Raw genomic sequence first — 20979 nt, forward strand, 5'->3', positions numbered from 1 at the left:
TGAGTAAAAAAGTCAAACTAATGTTGTTATATTAACGATTTTCGGGTGAAAGCTTCCCGCTCGGACTAGGGGTGAAATATTTGAAAGTCCAATTTGATTTGCATGCTTTGGCGGAACCGAAGCATGCGGCTTTTAATGCCAAGCTGGTGCCCACTTTAGATCCTGCGCGATTTTTGGGCATTCGCATGGGTAACCTGCGGCAACTTGTCAAAGATTTGCTGGGTGCCGATCGAGAAAATAGCACCGAGGTGGTGCCCGCTTTCTTGACTACGCTTCCGCACCGGTTTGTGGAAGAAGATATTTTGCACATGCTATTGCTTAACGAGCAGAAAAACTACGACCTTTGGGCCGAACAAATCACCGATTTTCTGCCATTCTTGGATAACTGGATGGTGGTGGACGCCCTCGGCCCAAAAATCCTGAAAATACATTCGGCCGATCTACTGAAATTGGCGCAAACTTGGCTCGATGATGAGCGGACCTATGTGCGACGCCTTGGCGTGGTGGCACACCTGCTAATGCTGCGAAAAGTCGGGGCCGCCACCGCTGAGGTCACCCGAATCGCTCACTTATCTAGCGACGAGTACTACGTTAATATGGCTGCTGGCTGGTACCTACAGGCCGCATTCGAACGCTACCCAGAACTGGTCCGGGAACTGCTGGCCGAGGACGAACAAGTGGGCGTCCCCGTGCGCCAGCTAGCTTTGCGGAAAATCTGTGAAAGCCGCAAAACCCCGCCCGCAGACCTAGCCTGGGCAAAGGAACTACGGCAGAAAACTAAAGCTTAGAATTGCTCAAGCGGCACCAGGCTAGGCAGCTCAAGCAAGCACCTTAGTCCTTTTCTTTGGGATCGTTAGCGCCACTAATGTCGCCGAAATCTTCCCGGAATTCACCAGTGTCTTTCAGCAGTTGCAAGCAGGCATCATAGTTATCCTCACGGCATGCCTCGACCAGTTTCTGGTCCACATTCTTTAGCGGTTCCGCATTGGGATCCTTAACCTTGCTGGCCATCAGGTGTGCTAGCAGACCGTAACCCAGTACGGTTTGGCGCTTACAGGCGGCCTCGTTTCCCTCCGAGCATTGGCGAGTTAGAAGAGCTGACCACCAGTCGTCACCGTGCATCGCCATATTGGTTGAACCCATACAGAGCTTGAATAGGAAATCGTCCGGCTCTAACTTATCGAGCTTTGGTTCGCACAGTTTTGCCAAGTAAGGATTTCGGGCGGCCGCGTCCATCTCAGAAGGAACACCAGCCTCCTTCGCATACGGCAAAACCGCAGTCTTGGGAGTCATAGGTTTAATTCCCCAACGCTTAATGAAGGCATCATCCACCGCTTCCATCGCCCGCAACTGATCCTCGAAGGCGAACGGGGTCGCCCCAATCATCGGCATTTCATGAGTTTCCGCATTACGTTCGGTGGCCTTGCCAGAACGAGGAAGCTGAATCGTATCCGCTGAAGTTCCCTCGTCAGGAGTTGGCTGCTTGCCATCCTCGCCCTCGGAAGTGGGGGCTTCGGCAGTCGGAGTTGTCGGGGGAGCTGGGGTTTCGCTGATCGAGGGCGCTGGTGCTGGTGCAATCGGGGGCGCAGCAACAGAATCCTTGCCAAAAGATTCACCCTGGGAATAGCCGAAACGCCAAGCGCCAAACAAGGCAGCCAAAACCACGGCCGCTAACAACAGATATAACCAAACAAGTTTCGAAGTCGATTTTTCGTTCTGATCCATCGTTGCCTCCTTAAAATTGAACGATCACCAAGAACTAAAAGAACCTCGGTGGAGAGGCATCCACGAGAAGGTTGACGCCTCCTTGGACCTACAATTCTACTCGAAAGTAGCTTTCGTCACAGAAAAGGGGTTATAGCTGGATCAGATTAAGCACGAGCAAATAGCACAAGTAGATGATGAATAAACCGTCCGCACCCAAGGTGACAATGCCCATAACTTTCTGATCATTATTGAACATATTCGCGGCTAAAGGAATCGCAGCCAAAGCGAGCAAAAGCGCCAAAACATAGTAGCCAACCGGCCAAAAACTAGCGTTAGCAGCCAAAGAAATCACCGGGACCGGGATAAACAAAAACGCCACCAAAAGGACAAACCAACCAAGCAAAAAAGGCAAGATTGGAAAATCGCGCTGGCGATCAAAAGCTGAAAACTCGGGCACAAAAGCTCCTTAGGCTACATTCAATCTTCCCCAACAGAGTACCGCAGACAGGCTAAAAGGTACGATTCGCAAAACCTTCGGGGTAATTTCTCTAAATCTAAATGCAATTTTCATACCGGGGATATACCGGGAAACGAGTGCATTTTTCCAAAAGATCGAGAATGGCGGAAAGATTAGAGGAAATAGTGAAGAACAACCTATATTGTCAAAACTATACTGTTTTTGGTATAGTTTGGCCATGGCAACAAAGGTTAAATATCGTGACGTATTGCGTGAGATTGCCCGTGATCAATATGGTTTCGTAACAACCAAAGATGCGGTAGAAGCGGGTGTTCCCGCGGTTGAACTTCCCAAGTTAGCGGCTCGAGGTGGGTTTGAGAACGTCACTTACGGTATTTATCGTCTTACAGATGCCCCGCCTTCTCCTTATGAGCAATTTGCTGAAGCATTATTGAGGGTTGGAGACGGGGCGTACTTACACGGCGAATCTGTCTTGTCCCTGTTCGGCCTAGCTGATGTTAATCCACGCAAAATAAAAGTTGCTGCACCCCGTCGTATTCGCGTGAAGATTCCACCATTTATGGAAATTTTGCAAGTAAAGTCAAAAGCGCGGACTACCTACTACGAAGGGTTGGCGTCTCAACCGGTCGCTGACGCTATTCTTGAGTGCCGTGGTCGGATCGAAACTGTGAGACTTCGTGACGCTGTCAGGCAAGCAAGAAAAGAAGGTCTGTTAACCGCATCTGAGTATCGGCAGGTTCAGAAGGGGTTACGTTCATGAAATATGATGATATTCCGCCGAGCGTGCGCTCACTGGAACAGCGCATACGCAATCTTGAGAAAGACGCCGGTTTAGTGCAACGTCGTCGTATCGCGATGGCTCTGGTTGTTGTTAGCCAAATGCTTCCTGAAGGCGCTGTTAAGGGCGGTAGTGCTATGGCTTTGCGCTATGGCCGTAACACAAGATTTACTCGCGATCTTGACGCTGCCCGAGTGAAATCTATGGAAAAATTTCGAAGCGATTTTGAATCTTCTCTAGCTTACGGGTGGGCTGGCTTTACTGGACGTTTGGTAAAAAAGTCTCCGCCAAAGCCCGCAGGAATTCCTTCAGCGTATGTTATGCAGCCCTTTGAGGTAAAACTAGATTACAAAGGTAGATCTTGGTGTACGGTTAGTTTCGAGCTTGGCCATAACGAAATAGGTGACACTGATGACCCAGAATATCGGATTTCAAAAGAACTGGTTGAGCTATTTGCAGAACTAGGTTTGGAAAATCCTAAGCCGGTCCCTGTGATGAGGAGTGGTCATCAAATCGCCCAAAAACTTCATGCAGTATCAAGCCCTGGAAGTGACCGTGCGAGGGACTTAGTAGACCTCCAATTGCTTGTATCTGCGGAAGAAGATCTTGATTTTTCACAGGTAGCAACAACCTGTTCCCGACTATTCAGGTACCGAAAACAACAGTCCTGGCCACCAACTATTTCTTCTGGCAAAGATTGGCCGCAACTTTATGAGGAAGCCGCGCAAGAACTAGACGTTTTGCCAACCGTTCATGAAGCGCTAGCGTGGACGAACAATCTAATCTCGCAAATAACTTCTGCATCTGAAAATTCACTATAGGAAAGTCTGGTTTGAATGCAGCGAAAAATGCCTCCATTTTGTCCTTTAATCCACTTTTAACTTTCAGCATTAGCCCAAAGGTAGGTCTGAAAGGATGACAAGCCTAAAAAGCAAAAACCCCGCTATCTCAATGAAATAGCGGGGTCAGTAGCGGAGCATGGGGGATTCGAACCCCCGAGGGCTTGCACCCAACACGCTTTCCAAGCGTGCGCCATAGGCCACTAGGCGAATGCTCCTGAACAAGGGAAAATACTACCGGAAAAAGCGCACAGACGCGAAACGGAAAATAGTTAAATTGGCCGCACTTGCGTAAAAGCCGCAAAAGCTGGCGCTTTGTGGTGGGGTAGCGCTAGCTAAAAGGTCGTACTTTAGGCTGCTGTCATATCGCCCATGGTCTGCACTTTTTAGTGATGGCTCGCCCACGAAGATCGCGTCCTCGACCAGGACTTTTTAGTGATGGCTCGCCCACGAAAGATCGCGTCCTCGGCCAGACAAATGGTGATTACGACTTGCGTCACACTTGTATGCTTTGTAATCTATTTTTCGTGAACACTCTACTATTTAACTGATTTTCAGTAGGAAAACGCGTGTGGGGTTGGATTTGGACCCAACCACCGCCGGAACGCTCCAGCCCAGGCTTTTAGCCGCCGATCCATTTGTTTTCGCAAAGGTTCGAAAATTTTTTACTGGTGAACTCTGTGCAAAATTAGCCGCACAAAATCGCCTTCTTTTTCGAGCGCTTTGGTTTTCGGTTCTTTCTTTGCGCCCCTGGGCTACCTTTCTACGACTCATCTAATTCAGTTAAATCGAGGTCTTCATGTCTTCCCAAGAAAACACCTCCTTCCCGCCTGGTAACACTATGCCAAGTGCCGGAAACTCCCAAGAAACTACGGGAGCGACATCTATAGCGCCACCCAAAACGCCACCCGTCTCAGAGGCGCTTGGCCAGAAATCATTTGGCAAGCTGGACTACCTCAGCGTGGCCAAACAAGAGCAGTTGACTCTGGCACCAGTGGCTCGCGAACCTAAGTGGGGCAGCATTTACCAGCCGATTCCTTTCGGTCAAGGGATGCCTATCCCGAAGAGTCGGCCACACCTGTATTGGCTCACTTTCAAACGAAACTGGAAAATGGCCATCCCGCACGTCCTCGTCGTGTTTTTGACCTACAGTGCTGTGAGTTGGCTGCCCATTGCCGGAGGCAACCTGCTAGACGCCTTCATTAATCATGGGCTCTCGTCAGCGCTGCTCTGGCCCGGACTAATCCTGCTGCTTGCCATTTTGATTTCGGCATTCGCGGACGGGGCTGGGCAAGAAGTTGGTTACCTGTTTGCCACCCGCTCCGCCTACGACTCTTGTCAGCTGTCGGCACACCAATCCATTGTCAACGGGCGAGCCGTCAACGCTGAACTGTCCCCCGGGGACGTGATCCGCACAGTGGACGAAGACTCCTTCACCATCGGCTTCTTCCTTGAATCCATTTCTCAAGCAATCGGGGCAGTGGTAATTGCCGCGGTTTTGGCCTGGTACATGCTGGGGGTTTCAATGCTGATGGGCCTAGTTGTCCTTATCAGTGTCCCCTTCTTCACCCTAGCGAAAATCTTGCTCCTCAAACCCATCCAGAAGCGACTCGATGTTTTGCGTGACACCAATGGTGAACTGACCTCGATCGCTAACGATGCCGTGATGGGTTTGCGCATCCTGCGCGGCCTCGGCGGAGAAAAACAGTACCTGCAGCGATACTTGGGGCAATCCCAAAAGGTTTGCGACCAAGGTATCATCCTCGCCCCCTGGAATGCGGCGGCGGAATTAACCTCCATCGCCTCCAATGCGGTAATTACTGCGCTGGTGCTGGCGGTTGGCTCCCAACAGGTGTTCCAAGGAAACCTAGAAGCAGGGCAGCTAGTGGCGTTTTTCGGCCTCACCCGTGCCATCAACCTGGTGGTGGGACGCTTGGATAACATGATTCGTTTCATCCCCATGGCACAGGTTGCCGCCCGTCGCGTGCTCAAGCTCTACCAAGTGCCTCTAACCTGGGAAAACGTGGAATTTATGGCCGAGGACGTCGCCGGCTCGCCCGAACAACTCGGCACCCTGCATGATCCCACCACCGATTCGACCTATCCGGCTGGCCAGTTCACCGTGGTAGTTCCCGCGGCAGAAAAAACTGGCGAAGAACTAGCCTCCCGTCTAGCGGCTCTTACCCCCGAAAGTGACGTCACTTGGCGTCAGGGCAATCCAAACGAAAGTGGCTCCGATTCGGCGCTACGTTTGTCGCGGCTGCCGCTACGTTGGGTGCGTCGCCAAGTCCTGTATTCACATGGCGAGGCCGGACTTTTCGCCGGCACCTTGCGCAGTGCCGTGCTTGGGCCTCAAGCACGGCCGACCAAGCCACTGCCGGTGGAACAAGCGATGGCCTGGGACCAGATCCGTACCGACCTCGATGAGAGCGAATTGCGTCTACCCGATGGTCAAAAAACCGACCGTGATCCGCAACTATTGGCGGCACTCGACCATGCCGCCTGTGGTGACGTCCTCGGTTCACTAAAACACGGTTTGGACGGCCAGATCGCCGAAAAGGGACGCAACCTTTCCGGTGGCCAGCGCCAGCGAGTTTCACTGGCCCGCGCTCTAGCTCAGGACGCGCCCACGCTGCTGTTGGTCAACCCGACCTCGGCCCTGGACGCCAACACTGAGGCCCGAGTAGCCAGCTCCTTGCAGCAAGTGCGCCAAGGCAAAACCACCATTGTGGTCAGTGCCAGCCCCGTCCTCGCGCACCTAGCCGACCAAGTTGTATTCGTGTCCGAGGACGGTAACTCCACCACTGGCACCCACCAAGAACTATGGGAAACCAGTGAAGCCTACCGACAGGTCCTACGCCGGATTGGAGGGAACGCATGAAACTCCCAGTCGCCAGCGACAAACAAGTTCGCCAAGAAGTTCTTAAACTCGCCAAAGTCCATAAAGGACTGCTGACTCTGACCACCCTCACCCAGCTAGGAGCCGCCCTCGCCGCAGTGGCCATGCCCTGGCTCGTCGGGAAACTGATCGACCAAGTCAAAGCCGGCACCACCTCCGAGGTGGTTATGCGCTACCTGTGGCTTTTTGCCGCGATGGCAATCACCATGATTGTCCTTTCGTATATTGCCGAATACTCCAGCCGCATCATGTCCGAACGAGTATTCATGGGACTGCGAAACCAGCTGGTCACCAGCCTGCTTTCCATGCCGTTAGGGCTGGTGGAAAGCGCGGGCACCGGCGATCTGTTGGGGCGCGTCAGCCACGACGTAGACAAGATCAGCTTCTTCTTGCGCCGCGGCCTTTCCGAAGTATTGGCCATTGTGGCGGTGGTTTTGGCAACCTACACGGTGGCTTTTACCACCTCGTGGAAACTTGCTCCGGTTCTACTGCTGAACCTAGTGTTCATGTACTTTTTGGGACGCTGGTACTTCCCGCGGGCCGTCCCAGCCTACCGGACCGAAAGTTCAGTTTTCGCCACCCAAAATGGCCACATTTCCGAGAACGTGGAACAGATTGACACGATTGAAGCACTGGGCATGGTGCCTTTGCGTCGCGCTCAACTGCGCACCCTGATTGAAAACAACCTGAACAACGAACGCTACACTGCCTGGTTGCGCGTGGGCTTACTTGGCGGCATTATGCTGCTTTTGCTCTCGCCGCTACTGTTGGTGATCGCCTGGGGTGGCTTCCTTTACTCCTACGGGGTGGTCACAATCGGGGAAATCTCCACAATTTTCTTGTACGTGTTCACGTTGAAAGGACCGATTAGCGAGTTCACGTTCTGGATTGACGTGGTAGAAAGCGCGAAAGTTTCTTTCGCCCGTATCTTCGGGGTGGGATTGGTGCCGCCAGCCGAGTATGACCACGACTTGGCCCCCGCGGGTCGAGAGTGGGAACTAGATCGGGTGTCCTTCGCCTACGGCAACGGTCCCGAAGTGCTGCACCAAGTTTCGCTTAATTTGGCGCCGGGGGAGCGCCTCGCCATTGTTGGCACCTCGGGTGCTGGCAAGTCTACTCTGGCGCGCCTGTTGGCTGGTATCGACGAACCTTCGGGCGGTCAGGTGCTAGTTGGTGGGGCGCCGATTGCTGCGCTGGCCGAGGACGCCCGCCGTGCCCAGGTCGCCCTCGTCACGCAAGAACACCACATTTTCTCGGACACGCTCGCCGCTAACTTGCGGTTGGTGAAGCCCGAGGCCACAGACGAGGAACTGTGGGAGGCCCTTGACGTGGTCGGGGCCAAGTGGGCTCGGGAACTCGTGACCACCCATGAGGGCTTGGAAACCAAGTTGGGTTCGGGGGAACTGACCTTGAATGCCGCCCGTGCCCAGCAGGTGGCACTGGCCCGACTAGTATTGATGGACCCGCACACGCTGATTCTGGATGAGGCGACCAGCATGCTGGACCCGACCTCGGCCCGTGAAATCGAGCAGGGGCTAGAACGAGTCCTGGCGGGACGTACCGTCATTATGATTGCGCACCGTCTGTTCACCGCCCAAGATGCCGACCGCATTTGCGTGATGGAAAACGGGCAAATCGCGGAGTTGGGCAGTCATGATGAGCTCGTCGCACAAGGTGGGCATTACGCCAAACTCTGGCAGGCGTGGGCTAATGAATAGTCCCAACGACTAGACGACTAGCCCGATGGCGAGTTAAACTAATACTGGATCCTCGCGTGACGTTATCGTCCGAACCTCCCCAGGGCCGGAAGGCAGCAAGGATAAGGGCGCTCTGATGGGTACGCGGGGATTCTTTATGTCCACTTTTTCCACTGTTCGCTAATTGGGTCGGCGTGGCGTTTCGATACCGGTTAAGGTATTGGCTATGAGCACTGCGTTGTACCGTCGTTATCGCCCCCAGACATTTGCGGAAGTGATTGGCCAAGAGCACGTCACCGACCCTTTGCAAGCTGCCTTGCGCTCGGGGCGCATCAACCACGCCTACCTGTTCTCAGGCCCGCGCGGTTGCGGTAAAACCACCTCTGCTCGTATTCTGGCGCGCTGCCTAAACTGTGCCAAGGGACCCACTGACGTTCCCTGTGGCGAGTGCGATTCCTGCCGTGAGCTAGCCACTGGCGGTCCCGGCTCCATCGACGTGGTAGAAATCGACGCAGCCAGCCACAACGGTGTTGACGACGCCCGCGAATTGCGCGAACGTGCCGCTTTCGCCCCTGCTCGCGACCGCTACAAGATTTTCATTCTGGACGAGGCCCACATGGTCACCCAGCAGGGCTTCAATGCTTTGCTGAAACTGGTGGAAGAACCGCCAGAACACGTGAAATTTGTTTTCGCGACCACTGAACCAGACAAGGTGCTCGGCACGATCAAGTCCCGCACCCACCACTACCCGTTCCGTCTGGTACCACCACCAGTGTTGCAGGAATACTTGGAACAGCTTTGCACCTCGGAAGGGATTTCCGTGGGCGAGGGCGTCCTCGGCCTAGTGGTTCGCGCCGGTGGCGGTTCGGTTCGTGACAGCTTGTCGGTCCTTGACCAGCTAATGGCTGGGGCCGAGGACGGTCACGTGTCCTACGAGCGGGCAGTAGCACTTTTGGGCTACACCGACTCGGCACTCCTTGACGACACTGTCATGGCCCTTGGCGAAGGTAATGGGGCCATGGTGTTCAACCTAGTGGAACGCCTGGTTGACTCGGGCCACGACCCACGTCGCTTTGTGGAAGATTTCTTGCAACGTTTGCGCGACCTAGTGATCATGGCGGTGGCACCTCAAGCCAGTGAAGGCATTTTTGCTACTTTGCCGCAGGACGCAATCGAGCGGATGCGTGCTCAGGCAGCCCTTTGGGGACCAGGTCCTCTTTCCGCGGCGGCCGACCTAACTGCGGAAGCGTACACCAACATGACTGGGGCTACCTCGCCTCGCTTGCTGCTGGAGCTCTTGCTGGCTCGCATCATGGTGGCCAAACAACAATTCCCGGCCGCCCCCGCTGCTTCTGCCGTGCCCGCCGGTAATGCTGGCGGAGCCCCGTCGGCCCAATCGGGGCAGGTTACGCCCTCGGCCAGCAACGCTAACGTGGGTGGTGCTGGTACGGTAACCGCCGCTTCGGTTAGTGGTGCTGAGGATGACGATCTTTCCGATCCTTTGGCCAGTATTAAGGCCTCTTTCCAGCGAAACCAAGAGGAAAAGACGGCATCGGCTGAACCTGAGTTCCCCGAGCCGATTGCGGCCGCGCAGGAACCTGCGGTTGCCCCGCAATCGACGCCAAGCCAAAACACGGCCGGATCAACTCCCGCACCTAGCCCGGCCATGCCAGTACCCGCAGTTACCAGTGAATCAGTGACTGATGCGCCGGTTGGTCAGTCGTCAGGACCTGTTGCTCCGCAACCCGCTCAGGACAATCCGCCTGCTCAGCCAGCTCAGCCGGCGGCGCAGGCGCCCGAAAACCAGACGGTGGTGCCAGAAAGCCAGTCCTTCCAGAGTCCGGCCGCAATGCCAGAAAGTACTTCACCTGAGGCCGAAAGCCAGCGAGGGGAGTCTGATTCTGCGGCAAAGCCGGTTGAAACTCAGCCTGCTGAAAGTCGGTCAGTTGAGCGTGAGGTAAGCGAGTCCGTTTCTTCGGCTGTGGTTCCACCGGCACCAGTTGAGGCGGTGTTTTCGCCAGCTTCTGAGATGCCTACGCAGACTGCTCCGGCAAATGCGCCGACTGAGGCTACGTCAACGCCGGCGGCTACGTCAACGCCGGTGGTCGCAGAGTCTGCAAAGACTGACACACCAGCTCCCGCAACCTCTGAGCAGGCCTCTGCTACGGCAGGTGCTGCTGGCACAGCACAAGGTGGGGATGCTGATTTACTGCGTTCCTTGAAGGCTCGTTGGCCAGAGATTATCGAAGCCACTCGCGAGTTCTCGATTGTGGCTGGCACGCTTTTGCAGCAGAATGCTCGTCCATACGAGGTAGTTGACGGCTTGGTTTACATTGAGATGGCGAACCCAATGATTGTGGCTCAGCTTGAGCGACACCAAGCAGCCGTACTGCAGGGGCTGGCCAAGGTACTCGGTCGCCAAGTTGAAATTAAGGGTGGGGCAGAACAACAACTGCACGCCATGATTTCGGAAGCAAAGGCGGCCTCGCCAAACCCTACTGAACCCGCTTCCTCAAACAATGAAGAAGCGGGAAACACCCCAGATAGCGCCCCAGTCCTAGCCTCGGCACACGTCACTCCAACTGCCGCCGACCAGGATGACACAGACCAAGATGACAGCGATCAGTCGCAGGTGGAAGCAAGCACTGAGAGTGTGACCGAGGACGATAGTGCTGACGACCTCGCCCAGAATATTGCGCCACAGGCTCCTGTTGATCCACAGGCACAGGTGGAACTGCATCCAGAATCCGCCTTGGACACTGATGAATCTTTGGCAGAACGCTCAGCCGATTTCGGGGCAGAAGAACAGCCTGCTGGTCAAAGCGGTGAAACTGAGGAAGGCCAGTCGCCCGCTCAAGTAATGGCCGCGGAAACTGAAATTCCAGCAGACACCCCGTTGGCAGAGACTACTCCACAGGCTTTTGCCGCCTCGGCAGAAAACCTAGTCGAGTTGCCCGAAACGGGAGTCGAATTCGAAAACGGTTGCCAAGCAAAAACCGAACCCGAACCAGACCCCTTTGCCAACTACGACCAAAACCACCAGGCCGAGTTCGCGGCGGTCTCCAATGAACCATCGGCAGAGTACTCAGCCGAATCCGCAGAGACGACTAACTCGCAAGTAACTGCCGAAACAGTAGTAGCTCCTGCAGTTCAGCCTGAACCGGTAAGAGAAGAGGCTGCAGCACCTTCCGCGCCTAAGCCTCAGCCTGAACCTGTGTTCGAAGCTCAGCCTAAACCAGAAACTCAGCAGGAACCGGTCACGGCCGTCCAACCTGAACCTGTCGTTGTAGTTGAACCTGAAGTCGGTGTGGCACCAGAACCCGAGCCTCAGCCCGAACCTGCACTGGCTTCTCAGTCTGAACCTGAGCCCGCACCGGAGCCGACTGCTGAGCCCGCACCAGCACCCGAGCCTGTAGTTGCGTCTGAACCTGATGCTCAGACCCAGCCCGAGTCCGGACCGACTGTTCAGCCCGCACCCGAACCGGGACCAGAACCAGAACCAGAACCGGTTTTGTCGGAGGCGGATGCTTGGGGACAGGCATTGGCACAGGCTCGCCAGAACCAGCTGAATGCTGATCGAACCGATAACCAGTTGGGCAATAGTGGCGTATCAGCTTTCGCCTCAGCTAATCCTTTCGGGGATGACGCAGCCGGCTCGTCCTCGGCCAGCAACGGAAACGGGAAGCCGCAAAGTGCTCAGAGCGACGAAGACCTGCCCATGTGGCAGCGACTTTTGGCGGAAACTGAAGCCGAAAAGGCTGATGAGGGTTCAAATCTCTCCGCTGCCAACACGAACCTAGGAATGGCCGGTGCCGCTGCTCCGCAAACTAACGCGGGTGCGCCAGCCGGTGGGGCCTTCTCCTTTGACGATGAAGTGTACTTAATCTCGGAAGAGGACGAAGAATACACAGGCGACTCGGAGGTTGCGGGCGTTGCCATTGCGGCAGAAGTCCTTGGCGCAAGTATCATCGAGGAAGTAATCGAATCCTGACGGCCACCAAACCGTCTCTTGGCGGAACTCTGCCCGCCTGAGCAAACTAAAGGAAGCTAAATGTACGACGGCGCCTTGCAAGACCTAATCGACGAATTGGGAATGCTACCCGGGGTGGGCCCCAAATCGGCCCAGCGGATCGCTTTCCACATTCTCGACCAAGATCAGACCGAGGTCGACCGGCTCATTGCCGCCCTCAAAGCCGTCAAAGTTAAAGTGCACCACTGTGAAACCTGCGGCAACCTGTCCGAAAACGACCAGTGCCGCATCTGTGCCGATCCGCGGCGCGACAACAGCATCATCTGCGTGGTCGAACAAGCCCAAGACGTGCAAGCGATCGAACGCACCCACGCATTCCGCGGACTCTACCATGTACTCGGCGGGGCCATCGACCCGATCCGTGGCATCGGCCCCGACCAGCTACGCGTCAAAGGCCTGCTGCAGCGTTTAGCTGATGGCACCGTTAAGGAAGTTGTGATCGCCACCGACCCCAATATCGAGGGCGAAGCAACCGCTACCTATCTGGCCCGAATGCTAGAAACCATGGCCGTGCCAGCGTCTCGACTCGCCCTCGGCCTGCCAGTCGGCGGCGACCTCGAATATGCCGACGAAATTACCCTAGGACGCGCCTTCGAAGGACGCCGACTACTCTAGTCCAGCTGCAAAACAGCAGCCCAAAAAGGTCGAAAAATTCAGCCCAAAGGCCGTAATTTAACCGAAAATAACCCGGAATCTCAGGCGAAAATAGGCCGGAAGTTTAGGCGACAAAAACCCGAAAACCCAGGCGACAAAAACCCAGAAGTACAGGCGACGAAAACCCGGAAGCTCAGGCGACGCGAGTATTGCGCGGCAGCTTCCGCATCGGCAATTCCAGCCGTTTTGCCGCCTTAGTGTAAGTCAAATATCCGCCCACAAAGTAAAGCAGTAGGGCCAAGACCCACTCCAAATCCTGCAGGCCAGTTTCGCCGGTGTGCACGGTAAAGGCACGGAATTCAGGGCCTTGCGGAATCTCGTTGAAGACGATCTTCCCTTCCACACAAGCATCCTCATAAGCCTCGTGACCCGGACGGGACGACATTTGCTTCAAGGAGGAAACCCCAGAAATCAGGGGAGAAATTTCTTCCGGGGGAGTGCGGTCATTCATGCCGCGATTAAACACCTGGTTTTCCAGACGCCCCAAAGGCATGGCTGTTAACACGAAGGGATTAGCTAGGTTAACCCACCAAATGTACTGGTAGTTTTCCTGCTTCTCGGTCACCTTAATGGCCTGGCAGCGCCAACGATTACGTGGATTATCCTCGCTTGGACCACCCTGATCTACCCGATCATTCATCGGTTTCTTGCCGGGCACGTCCTCGATCAAACGGTGCGTTTCGTAGGTGTAAGTGATAGCCGAGGCCTTGCCGCCCAAGGTAGTGAGCACGACTGGAGCAAGCACAAGGCTGAGCACCACCAAGAAAGTAATCGAAGTGGAACTGGCCTGACGCGGCGTCACCGTTGAAAAGTAGACGCCCAGACAGCAAACCACCCACAACACCACCGAGGCCGTCAGAACCGCCAGAATGTGCGTGAAAAAGCCTAAACCGGACCACCAAGTAGCCACCAGCATGAACGGCAACGCCACCAGGTAGAAGCACATTGCCGCCACCCAGGCTGCCATAATCTTGCCGAGGACGATCTCCTTCGAAGACAACGGGGTCACCTGCAACACCGCCAAATTCTGGCTCCGCCGATCCCCATTAATCGCGGTGGCCGACAAAGTCGCCGTCACCAACAAAGTAATCGCCAAAGAGAAAACAAACAGGGCGTCGAAAACAACCACCCAATGCAAAGCATTCTGCTCGGAGACCCCAAAAAGCGGTTCAATGAAATACCGCAAAGTCATCAGCACCACGAACATAGCTAGTGCCCACAAACCCAGCGACAAACGCCAATTCGTGGCCCGGACACGCTGACGCAAATCCAGCTTAGCCACCAAGGCCACATTACTAAACTGCATCATTCACCTCCGGGATAGCTCGTTCTTCTTCTTTGGTTTTTGCTTGAAAGTCTTGTTCGCGACCGGGCTGTGCCGACATCTCGCTTTGCACAGGTTTTTCCGGCCCCAGATCGCCGGCTACCAGAGTTTCGCCCGTCGCTTCGGTTCGTGCCGGCAACTCGCCCTCGGCGATCGCCGCACTTTCGATGCGCGAAACAGCACTGTCGCGTTCCGAGCGTAGCGGCAAGGGGTCTTCGGGCTCAAGGCTGAGGAACTTGCGTTCCAGGCTTGACCCGTCATTAAACAGTTCTGAAATGTTGGCGCCCAACATTTCCATGGTCTGCCGCAACAAAGTGGCATCGTCATCGGTGGCCAGCATAATCTCGAAGTAGTCGCGTCCACGCTGTTTGCGCACCTGGTAGGGGAGTTCGAACTCCTCGGCCCAGTTGGTGAAAATCTCCGGCTTATCAAGGCGCAAAAGCCAAGGGAACAGTTCAGCCTGATCTTCCTCGGGCACAACCACTTGGCCGTGGTTCATAAAAATCGTGTCGTCGCACATTTCCTCAAGTTCGGAAAGCACATGCGAACTGATCAAAATCGTGATGCCCTCGGCCGCCAGATCCTGCAGGATCCGCTTAAGTTCTAGCCGAGCAATCGGGTCGAGGCCGTTGGCCGGCTCGTCCAACAACAGCACTCGCGGCTTGCCCATCAGGGAGCGAGCCAAACCAAGGCGCTGCTTCTGCCCGCGCGAAAGCGTTTGGGCGCTAACTCGCCGATAGTCTTCCATTTCCACCAGCGCGAGCACATGCGCAATCTGGTGCAAAAGTTCCGAGCCGCGCAAACCATAGGCCTGCCCAAAAGCTTCCAAGATCTCAAAAACGGTCAGAGATTCCCACACACCGAAGTCGTCAGGCATCCACCCCAACAATTTGCGGGCCGAGGACGGATTCGCCGACATGCTCACGCCCTCGATCTCAATTTCGCCCTCGTCAGGTGCTAACAAGCCCGACAGTAGTAGCAATAGGGTGGTTTTGCCGGCTCCGTTTGGGCCAACTAGGCCAGTAATTTGCCCGGAAGAAAGATTTAAGGAGACGCCAGAAACCACGGTTTTGTCCCCGAATGTGCGGGTCAGATTTCTGGCTTTGATACTCATGGGGCTTACTCTAGCACAGCGCTGTGATGTCTTAGGTTAATGTCGCCCTCGGCAATAAAAATAGCGGGTGGCAGCCCTGAGAGATCGGCTGCCACCCGCTAAGACTGGGTAGGATCACTTGTCCTTGGTTAGTACCCCGTCCTCCATGCGGTAGACGGAGTCGACGTGTTCGATCAGGCGCTCGTCGTGAGTCACCATAATGATGCAGGTGCCGCGGGTCTTCGCCTGGTCGTGCAAAAGCTCGGCAACCTCGAAGGCGCGCTTGGAGTCCAAAGCGGCGGTTGGTTCGTCAGCCAAAATCACGTCAGGCTTGGCGTAAAGGGCGCGAGCAATGGCTGCGCGCTGCTTTTCACCGCCGGAAAGGTCCGACTTGTACTTGTTCTTGAGCTTCAAAATGCCCAAAGAATCAAAGAGTTCGTCGCGATCCTTTTGGGTGTGGCCTTCCTTGCCCTTGGTTTTAGCTACCCGGTCGAACAATTCGAGCTGGTCGTTAACGGTCAAGTAGGGGACCAAGTTGGCGGACTGCAAGATGAAACCAATGGTGGTCAAACGGGTCTTGGCGCGCTGACGATCGGACAGGTTGGTTAGGTCCTTGTCACCAATGCGGACCGTGCCGCCGGTTGGTGCCTGCAAACCACCAAGGATGGTGAGCATGGTGGACTTACCCGAGCCCGAAGGGCCAATCAGAGCGATGAACTCGCCGGCCTCGGCAGTGAAGTTAGTTTTGCGTAGTGCGTGAATGGTTTCCTCACCCTGAGTGAAGTCCTTGTAAACGTCTTTCATTTCAATAATCGGCATGATGTTAACCTTTCTGGCTCACTTGAGGGCGATGAGCGGGTCAATGCGGGTAGCGGAGCGAACCGAGAAGAGGGCGCCCAGCAAGCTGAACAGCACCATGACGGCTCCGATGATGCCGAAGAGTAGCCACGGCACGGTGAAGGGAACGGCCTCAGGCATGGCTGCGGCGGTGGCCAAAGTGATCGCGACGGCGAAAATCGAACCGAAGATTGACAAGAAAGCGGTCTGCCAAATCACCGACCAGCCCAAAGTGGCATTGTCGATACCTTGTGCTTTCATCACGCCAAAGACACGACGCTTCTGCAAGGTAAGGACGAAGATGAACACCCCGAGGATGACAGCGGAAACCACAATCAAGGCCCCAACCATCAAGGCGAAGGTCAAGTTCTGGGCGGAAACACCAGGAATGTTGTTGTTGAAATCCTTCACGGACTGTAGCTTCAAGTTAGCATCGCTGACCGAATCCTGGTCGACAGAACCCTTGGTGGCAACAGCAGAAACGGCGTCCTTGAACTGGATGCCAGTTTCACGCCAATCCTTCAAGTTCATGAACACGATTGGGTAGGAAGAGTAGGTGGCGTTCTTGGTGAAACCAACAATCTTGAAAGTTTCATCGCCCTGGGTGACCTTGATTTCGTCGCCCAACTTGTAGCCGTCAGTCTTGAACTTCGAGTCGACGACAACTTCCTTGTCAGCAAGGTACATTTTGCCTTCGCTGACCTCAGGGGCAGTGAACGAGTTCGGTTCCATCCCGAAAGCGAAAGCGGTGAGCTGCGTGTCTGCATCCTTCTTAATGGTCAAAGCGGAAAGACCCAGCAAAGAAACCTCGTCAGCCTTCAACTTTTCGGCATTCTTGGTGGGGATGATGGATGCCTGCACCGAATCATTAGCAGAGTCTGACAGGGCAATATCGTCAGCGCCAAGGTTGGTGATCCCTTGGGTCATGATGGTCATGAGACCCACAGCCAAACCGGTCAAAAAGAAAACTAAGATACCAACGAGGGAAATCACGGCAGTGATTAGCCCGAAGTGGCGCTTGTCGTGCTTGATTTCTCGCCAAGCCAGAAACATTTATAAACCTCCAGATAATTCAATAATTCGATTATGACAGAGTGTCATTAAAGTTGGGAGAATGAAAATCGTTTTTGTGGCTAAACTCAAGCAGGTGTGTTTTCGCCGAAATTTTTAGTTATTGTCTGGTTTTTAGGGGAGTTTGCTGGGCTGGGCCGAGGTCGACCTCGGCCGGTTTGGTCGGCGGTCGGAAGATGGAACTAGGGCTGGCGAATGGTGGCCAACCTTAAAAATTGGGTGCTTTTTGAGCAGGTCGTAAAGCGCGGAAAACTGGTAAAGTTTGAGCGTAAAGTGGCTTACTCTGGCCAACCGTTTTGGCTGGTTAGAATTTGCCGCATTTTCACCAGGTATCTCACGCTTGAAACGGGGTCATAAATGACTGCTAGCAACCCAACTGGGGCTACAGAAGAAAAGTACGACACGATTGCTGATGCGGCAGCCACGGCTGACCAGCCGATGCCTTATCGCGAACTTGGTTTGAAGGATGACGAATACCAGGCAATCAAGGATTTGCTGGGCCGCCGTCCTACTAACGCAGAATTGGCTATGTATTCCGTAATGTGGTCGGAGCACTGCTCGTACAAGTCTTCGAAGAAGCACTTGCGTCAGTTCGGCGAGAAGACGAATGAGAACATGCGCAAGCACTTGCTGGTCGGCATGGGTGAAAATGCTGGCGTGGTAGACATTGGGGATGGTTACGCGGTTACCTTTAAGGTGGAATCGCACAACCATCCCTCTTTTGTTGAGCCCTATCAGGGTGCAGCAACTGGTGTGGGCGGCATTGTTCGCGACATTATTTCGATGGGTGCGCGCCCAGTAGCGGTAATGGATCAGCTACGTTTTGGTGCGGTTGATCATCCTGATACTGCCCGCGTAGTGCACGGCGTGGTTGCCGGCGTGGGCGGCTACGGTAACTGCTTGGGCCTGCCAAACATTGGCGGCGAAACCGAGTTTGATCCTTCCTACCAAGGCAACCCGCTGGTTAACGCCTTGTGCATTGGCGTGCTCAAGCACGAGGATATCCACTTGGCTTCCGCCACCGGCGTGGGCAACAAGGTGGTTTTGTTCGGTGCTCGCACCGGTGGTGACGGCATTGGCGGTGCCTCCATCTTGGCTTCGGAAACTTTCGAGGACGGCATGCCAGCCAAGCGTCCTTCCGTGCAGGTGGGCGACCCCTTCATGGAGAAGGTACTGATTGAATGCTGCCTTGAATTGTTTGCCGAGGGCGTGGTTGACGGTATCCAGGACTTGGGTGCTGCCGGTATTTCTTGTGCTACCTCAGAACTTGCTTCTAACGGTGGTTCGGGCATGCACGTCGATTTGGAAACCGTACTGTTGCGTGACCCCACTTTGACCGCCGGCGAAATCTTGATGTCGGAATCCCAAGAACGCATGATGTGCGTGGTCACCCCAGAAAAGCTCGACCAGTTCAAGCAGATTGTGGACAAGTGGGATGTGGAATACTCGGTAATCGGTGAGGTTACCGGCGATGGCCGTTTGACCATTGACCACCACGGCCAGCGCATTGTGGATGTGGATCCTAAGACGGTGGCCCACGAGGGCCCAGAATATGATCGTCCTTATGCTCGTCCAGCTTGGTTGGACGAGTTGCAAGCCAATACTTCTGAAAACCTAGAGCGCTCGAATGATCCGGGCGTCCTCGGCCAGCAAATTTTGGACCTGGTGGGCAGCGCTAACCAGGCCGGCAAGAACTGGGTGACTGACCAGTATGACCGTTACGTGCAGGGCAATACCGCTTTGGCACAGCCGGATGATGCCGGCGTGATTCGCGTGGTGGAAGATACGAACCGTGGCGTGGCCTTGGCAACCGATGCGAATGGCTGGTTCACGAAGCTCGATCCTTACACTGGCGCGCAGCAGGCTTTGGCCGAGTCGTACCGCAACGTGTGCACGGTGGGTGCGCGCCCGCTGGCCGTCACTGACTGCTTGAACTTTGGTAACCCTGAGGATTCGGATGCCATGTGGCAGCTCGTGCAGGCAATCACCGGTTTGGCTGATGCTTGTAAGGAACTTGAGGTGCCGGTAACCGGCGGTAACGTTTCGCTTTACAACTCTTCTGGCACGGTCAAGGGCCAGCCAAACTCGTCGATTAACCCGACCCCTGTGGTGGGCGTTTTGGGTGTGATGGACGATGTGACTCGGGCGAACCCTTCGGGCTGGCGTGAGGAAGGCCTGGCCGTTTACTTGTTGGGTGACACTCAGGCCGAGTTGGATGGTTCCGCTTGGGCACGCGAACTTCATGATCACTTTGGTGGTTTGCCACCGAAGGTTGATTTGGCTGCCGAGGCCGCTTTGGGTCGCGTCTTGTTGGCTTTGAGTGAAGCTCAGGCCGAGGACGGGGGCCGCGTTTTGGAGGCCGCCCACGACTGCTCGACCGGTGGTTTGGCCCAGACTTTGGCCGACTGCGTGATGCGTTTCGGGGTGGGTGCATCCATCAACCTCGAGGGTGTTTGCGGTGGCTTTAAGTTGGATACCACCCAGGCTTTGTTCTCCGAGTCGGGTGCCCGTTGCGTGGTGGCTGTACGTGAGGGCTTGGCTCCTGTGGTTGAGGCTGCCGCCCAGGCCGAGGGCGTTAATGCGCTGCGGATCGGTACCACTGGTGGCGACTTGTTGACCATTACCGGTCAGGCTCAGGCTAAGGGCTCGGATGAGGGCTTTGATGCCGGCGAACCAACCGAAGGCCCACTGATTGTTCTTGATGTGGAAGCACTAAAGTACGCTTCCGCAGCCACCTTGCCAAAGTACTTCTAAGCGGGGACCATTTTGGCGAATCGTAAGGTACCGGTGGCAGCTGGGAGCGCAGCGCTAAAAGCCTGCCAGGATGCTCTGAGCCAGTCTTTGGCGCAGCTGCCACCGGAAACCCGTCAAGCTTTGCCTGCCGACGAGGTGGCTACTGCTTTGCGTGAAGGGGGACGTCAGGTTCCCCGCATGCAGTTGTTTACGGCGGTGCGCTACACCTTGGAGGAATTGGCCGCGTCCTACCCAGGACGTGCCGTGGAAGTACGAGTGCCACCTGCAGGTGCCGTGCAAATCTTGGAAGGAACCGTGCATCGTCGCGGAACCCCACCTGCGGTGGTAGAAATGGATCCAGCCATTTGGTTGGCCTTGACTGTGGGCTTGGTTTCGTGGGATCTGATGCTTTCCGAGGGCGTGGTATCGGCCTCGGGCAACCGCTGCGACCTCGGCCCAATCCTGCCACTGTTTTAGGGGCAAGTGGGGCCTGAGGCGGCCGTGCTTTTAAGAAGAATCCATTTGCCACTAGGTGGGGGAGTGTATTAGACTCTTACCCGTTCACCTTGGTGAATAAAACTGCGGACGTAGTTTAATGGTAAAACTGCAGCTTCCCAAGCTGCTGTCGCGGGTTCGATTCCCGTCGTCCGCTCCACTTGTTGACTAATTTGGATACAACGGGGCGCTTTCCCGGGGTTAGGCCAAAAATGGGTCGTTTTTATTTAGGGCGTGTTACCCCCGCTTTTCTTCCTTGTTGTGCAACGAAAAATCCCACCCTGCCACCGGTCGTGTTGCGGTGTTGGGTGGGAGCCTTGATTGCCTGTCCGGCTAGGTGCCTG

At 55.2% G+C, this 20979-nt stretch carries 15 protein-coding genes, 2 tRNA genes and 1 other RNA gene; 11 read left to right on the top strand and 7 right to left on the bottom strand.

The features are described 5' to 3' along the window. Nucleotides 1-80: 80 nt before the first annotated feature. Entirely contained in the window at nt 81-788 is a 708-nt protein-coding gene (locus BK816_RS00820; protein ID WP_071163482.1) for a DNA alkylation repair protein, read from the top strand. A 43-nt stretch (nt 789-831) separates the two neighbouring features. On the opposite strand, the gene BK816_RS00825 is transcribed toward BK816_RS00820, so the two are convergent. Beyond that, on the bottom strand, nt 832-1725 hold the full coding sequence (locus BK816_RS00825; protein WP_071163483.1) for a hypothetical protein: 894 nt from the start codon (nt 1723-1725) through the stop codon (nt 832-834). Between the two features lie 130 nt (nt 1726-1855). Next, nucleotides 1856-2164, bottom strand: coding sequence for a hypothetical protein (locus BK816_RS00830; protein ID WP_071163484.1), 309 nt, complete (start codon nt 2162-2164; stop codon nt 1856-1858). Nucleotides 2165-2402: 238 nt separating this feature from the next. Here BK816_RS00830 and BK816_RS00835 point away from each other — a divergent pair, with 238 nt between their 5' ends. Both BK816_RS00835 and BK816_RS00840 read left to right on the top strand, forming a co-directional pair. Further along, nucleotides 2403-2945, top strand: coding sequence for a type IV toxin-antitoxin system AbiEi family antitoxin domain-containing protein (locus BK816_RS00835; RefSeq protein WP_071163485.1), 543 nt, complete (start codon nt 2403-2405; stop codon nt 2943-2945). Next, a complete protein-coding gene (locus tag BK816_RS00840) occupies nt 2942-3784 on the top strand; it encodes a nucleotidyl transferase AbiEii/AbiGii toxin family protein (RefSeq protein ID WP_071163486.1) in 843 nt (280 codons plus the stop codon). Before BK816_RS00835 ends, BK816_RS00840 begins: the two co-directional genes overlap by 4 nt. A 151-nt stretch (nt 3785-3935) precedes the next feature. Here BK816_RS00840 and BK816_RS00845 read toward each other — a convergent pair. Continuing rightward, nucleotides 3936-4020 (bottom strand) — tRNA-Ser (locus BK816_RS00845). A gap of 581 nt (nt 4021-4601) precedes the next feature. On the opposite strand from BK816_RS00845, the gene BK816_RS00855 reads away from it, so the two are divergent. The 5 genes from BK816_RS00855 to recR all read left to right on the top strand — a co-directional run bounded on the left by BK816_RS00855 (nt 4602) and on the right by recR (nt 13043). Further along, complete coding sequence (locus BK816_RS00855) at nt 4602-6683, top strand: ABC transporter transmembrane domain-containing protein (RefSeq protein ID WP_071163488.1); 2082 nt, start codon at nt 4602-4604, stop codon at nt 6681-6683. Then, entirely contained in the window at nt 6680-8419 is a 1740-nt protein-coding gene (locus tag BK816_RS00860) for an ABC transporter ATP-binding protein (protein WP_071163489.1), read from the top strand. Before BK816_RS00855 ends, BK816_RS00860 begins: the two co-directional genes overlap by 4 nt. A gap of 43 nt (nt 8420-8462) precedes the next feature. Continuing rightward, nucleotides 8463-8558, top strand: an RNA gene (gene ffs, locus BK816_RS00865) — signal recognition particle sRNA small type. A 66-nt stretch (nt 8559-8624) separates the two neighbouring features. Continuing rightward, on the top strand, nt 8625-12389 hold the full coding sequence (locus tag BK816_RS09520; RefSeq protein ID WP_083378963.1) for a DNA polymerase III subunit gamma and tau: 3765 nt from the start codon (nt 8625-8627) through the stop codon (nt 12387-12389). A gap of 60 nt (nt 12390-12449) precedes the next feature. Further along, on the top strand, nt 12450-13043 hold the full coding sequence (gene recR, locus BK816_RS00875) for a recombination mediator RecR (protein WP_071163490.1): 594 nt from the start codon (nt 12450-12452) through the stop codon (nt 13041-13043). A 172-nt stretch (nt 13044-13215) separates the two neighbouring features. Here recR and BK816_RS00880 read toward each other — a convergent pair whose 3' ends face one another. From BK816_RS00880 to BK816_RS00895, 4 genes are all read right to left on the bottom strand, one after another. Then, a complete protein-coding gene (locus BK816_RS00880) occupies nt 13216-14391 on the bottom strand; it encodes an ABC transporter permease (protein ID WP_156981954.1) in 1176 nt (391 codons plus the stop codon). Then, nucleotides 14378-15520: an ABC transporter ATP-binding protein gene (locus BK816_RS00885; protein WP_071163492.1), complete on the bottom strand. Its 1143-nt coding sequence runs from the start codon at nt 15518-15520 to the stop codon at nt 14378-14380. The genes BK816_RS00880 and BK816_RS00885 overlap by 14 nt, the downstream gene beginning before the upstream one ends. A gap of 114 nt (nt 15521-15634) precedes the next feature. Further along, complete coding sequence (locus tag BK816_RS00890; protein WP_071163493.1) at nt 15635-16318, bottom strand: ABC transporter ATP-binding protein; 684 nt, start codon at nt 16316-16318, stop codon at nt 15635-15637. An 18-nt stretch (nt 16319-16336) separates the two neighbouring features. Further along, nucleotides 16337-17389 carry an ABC transporter permease gene (locus tag BK816_RS00895; protein ID WP_071163494.1) on the bottom strand — a complete coding sequence of 351 codons (1053 nt, stop codon included), beginning with the start codon at nt 17387-17389 and terminating at the stop codon, nt 16337-16339. A 375-nt stretch (nt 17390-17764) separates the two neighbouring features. On the opposite strand from BK816_RS00895, the gene purL reads away from it, so the two are divergent. From purL to BK816_RS00910, 3 genes are all read left to right on the top strand, one after another. Continuing rightward, nucleotides 17765-20161, top strand: coding sequence for a phosphoribosylformylglycinamidine synthase subunit PurL (gene purL / locus BK816_RS00900; protein WP_071163495.1), 2397 nt, complete (start codon nt 17765-17767; stop codon nt 20159-20161). Nucleotides 20162-20173: 12 nt separating this feature from the next. Continuing rightward, nucleotides 20174-20617 carry a sterol carrier family protein gene (locus BK816_RS09395; protein WP_071163496.1) on the top strand — a complete coding sequence of 148 codons (444 nt, stop codon included), beginning with the start codon at nt 20174-20176 and terminating at the stop codon, nt 20615-20617. Between the two features lie 104 nt (nt 20618-20721). Continuing rightward, nucleotides 20722-20795 (top strand) — tRNA-Gly (locus BK816_RS00910). Nucleotides 20796-20979 lie beyond the last annotated feature (184 nt).

It is taken from the genome of Boudabousia tangfeifanii (assembly GCF_001856685.1).
Classification (GTDB): Bacteria; Actinomycetota; Actinomycetes; order Actinomycetales; family Actinomycetaceae; genus Boudabousia; species Boudabousia tangfeifanii.

What these genes read in the sequence shown, in the direction of transcription:
- BK816_RS00825 (WP_071163483.1), bottom strand. Translation starts at nt 1,725, where the DNA reads ATGGATCAGAACGAAAAATCGACTTCGAAACTTGTTTGGTTATATCTG.
- BK816_RS00835 (WP_071163485.1), top strand. Translation starts at nt 2,403, where the DNA reads ATGGCAACAAAGGTTAAATATCGTGACGTATTGCGTGAGATTGCCCGT.
- BK816_RS00840 (WP_071163486.1), top strand. Translation starts at nt 2,942, where the DNA reads ATGAAATATGATGATATTCCGCCGAGCGTGCGCTCACTGGAACAGCGC.
- BK816_RS00855 (WP_071163488.1), top strand. Translation starts at nt 4,602, where the DNA reads ATGTCTTCCCAAGAAAACACCTCCTTCCCGCCTGGTAACACTATGCCA.
- BK816_RS00860 (WP_071163489.1), top strand. Translation starts at nt 6,680, where the DNA reads ATGAAACTCCCAGTCGCCAGCGACAAACAAGTTCGCCAAGAAGTTCTT.
- BK816_RS09520 (WP_083378963.1), top strand. Translation starts at nt 8,625, where the DNA reads ATGAGCACTGCGTTGTACCGTCGTTATCGCCCCCAGACATTTGCGGAA.
- recR (WP_071163490.1), top strand. Translation starts at nt 12,450, where the DNA reads ATGTACGACGGCGCCTTGCAAGACCTAATCGACGAATTGGGAATGCTA.
- BK816_RS00880 (WP_156981954.1), bottom strand. Translation starts at nt 14,391, where the DNA reads ATGATGCAGTTTAGTAATGTGGCCTTGGTGGCTAAGCTGGATTTGCGT.
- BK816_RS00885 (WP_071163492.1), bottom strand. Translation starts at nt 15,520, where the DNA reads ATGAGTATCAAAGCCAGAAATCTGACCCGCACATTCGGGGACAAAACC.
- BK816_RS00890 (WP_071163493.1), bottom strand. Translation starts at nt 16,318, where the DNA reads ATGCCGATTATTGAAATGAAAGACGTTTACAAGGACTTCACTCAGGGT.
- BK816_RS00895 (WP_071163494.1), bottom strand. Translation starts at nt 17,389, where the DNA reads ATGTTTCTGGCTTGGCGAGAAATCAAGCACGACAAGCGCCACTTCGGG.
- purL (WP_071163495.1), top strand. Translation starts at nt 17,765, where the DNA reads ATGACTGCTAGCAACCCAACTGGGGCTACAGAAGAAAAGTACGACACG.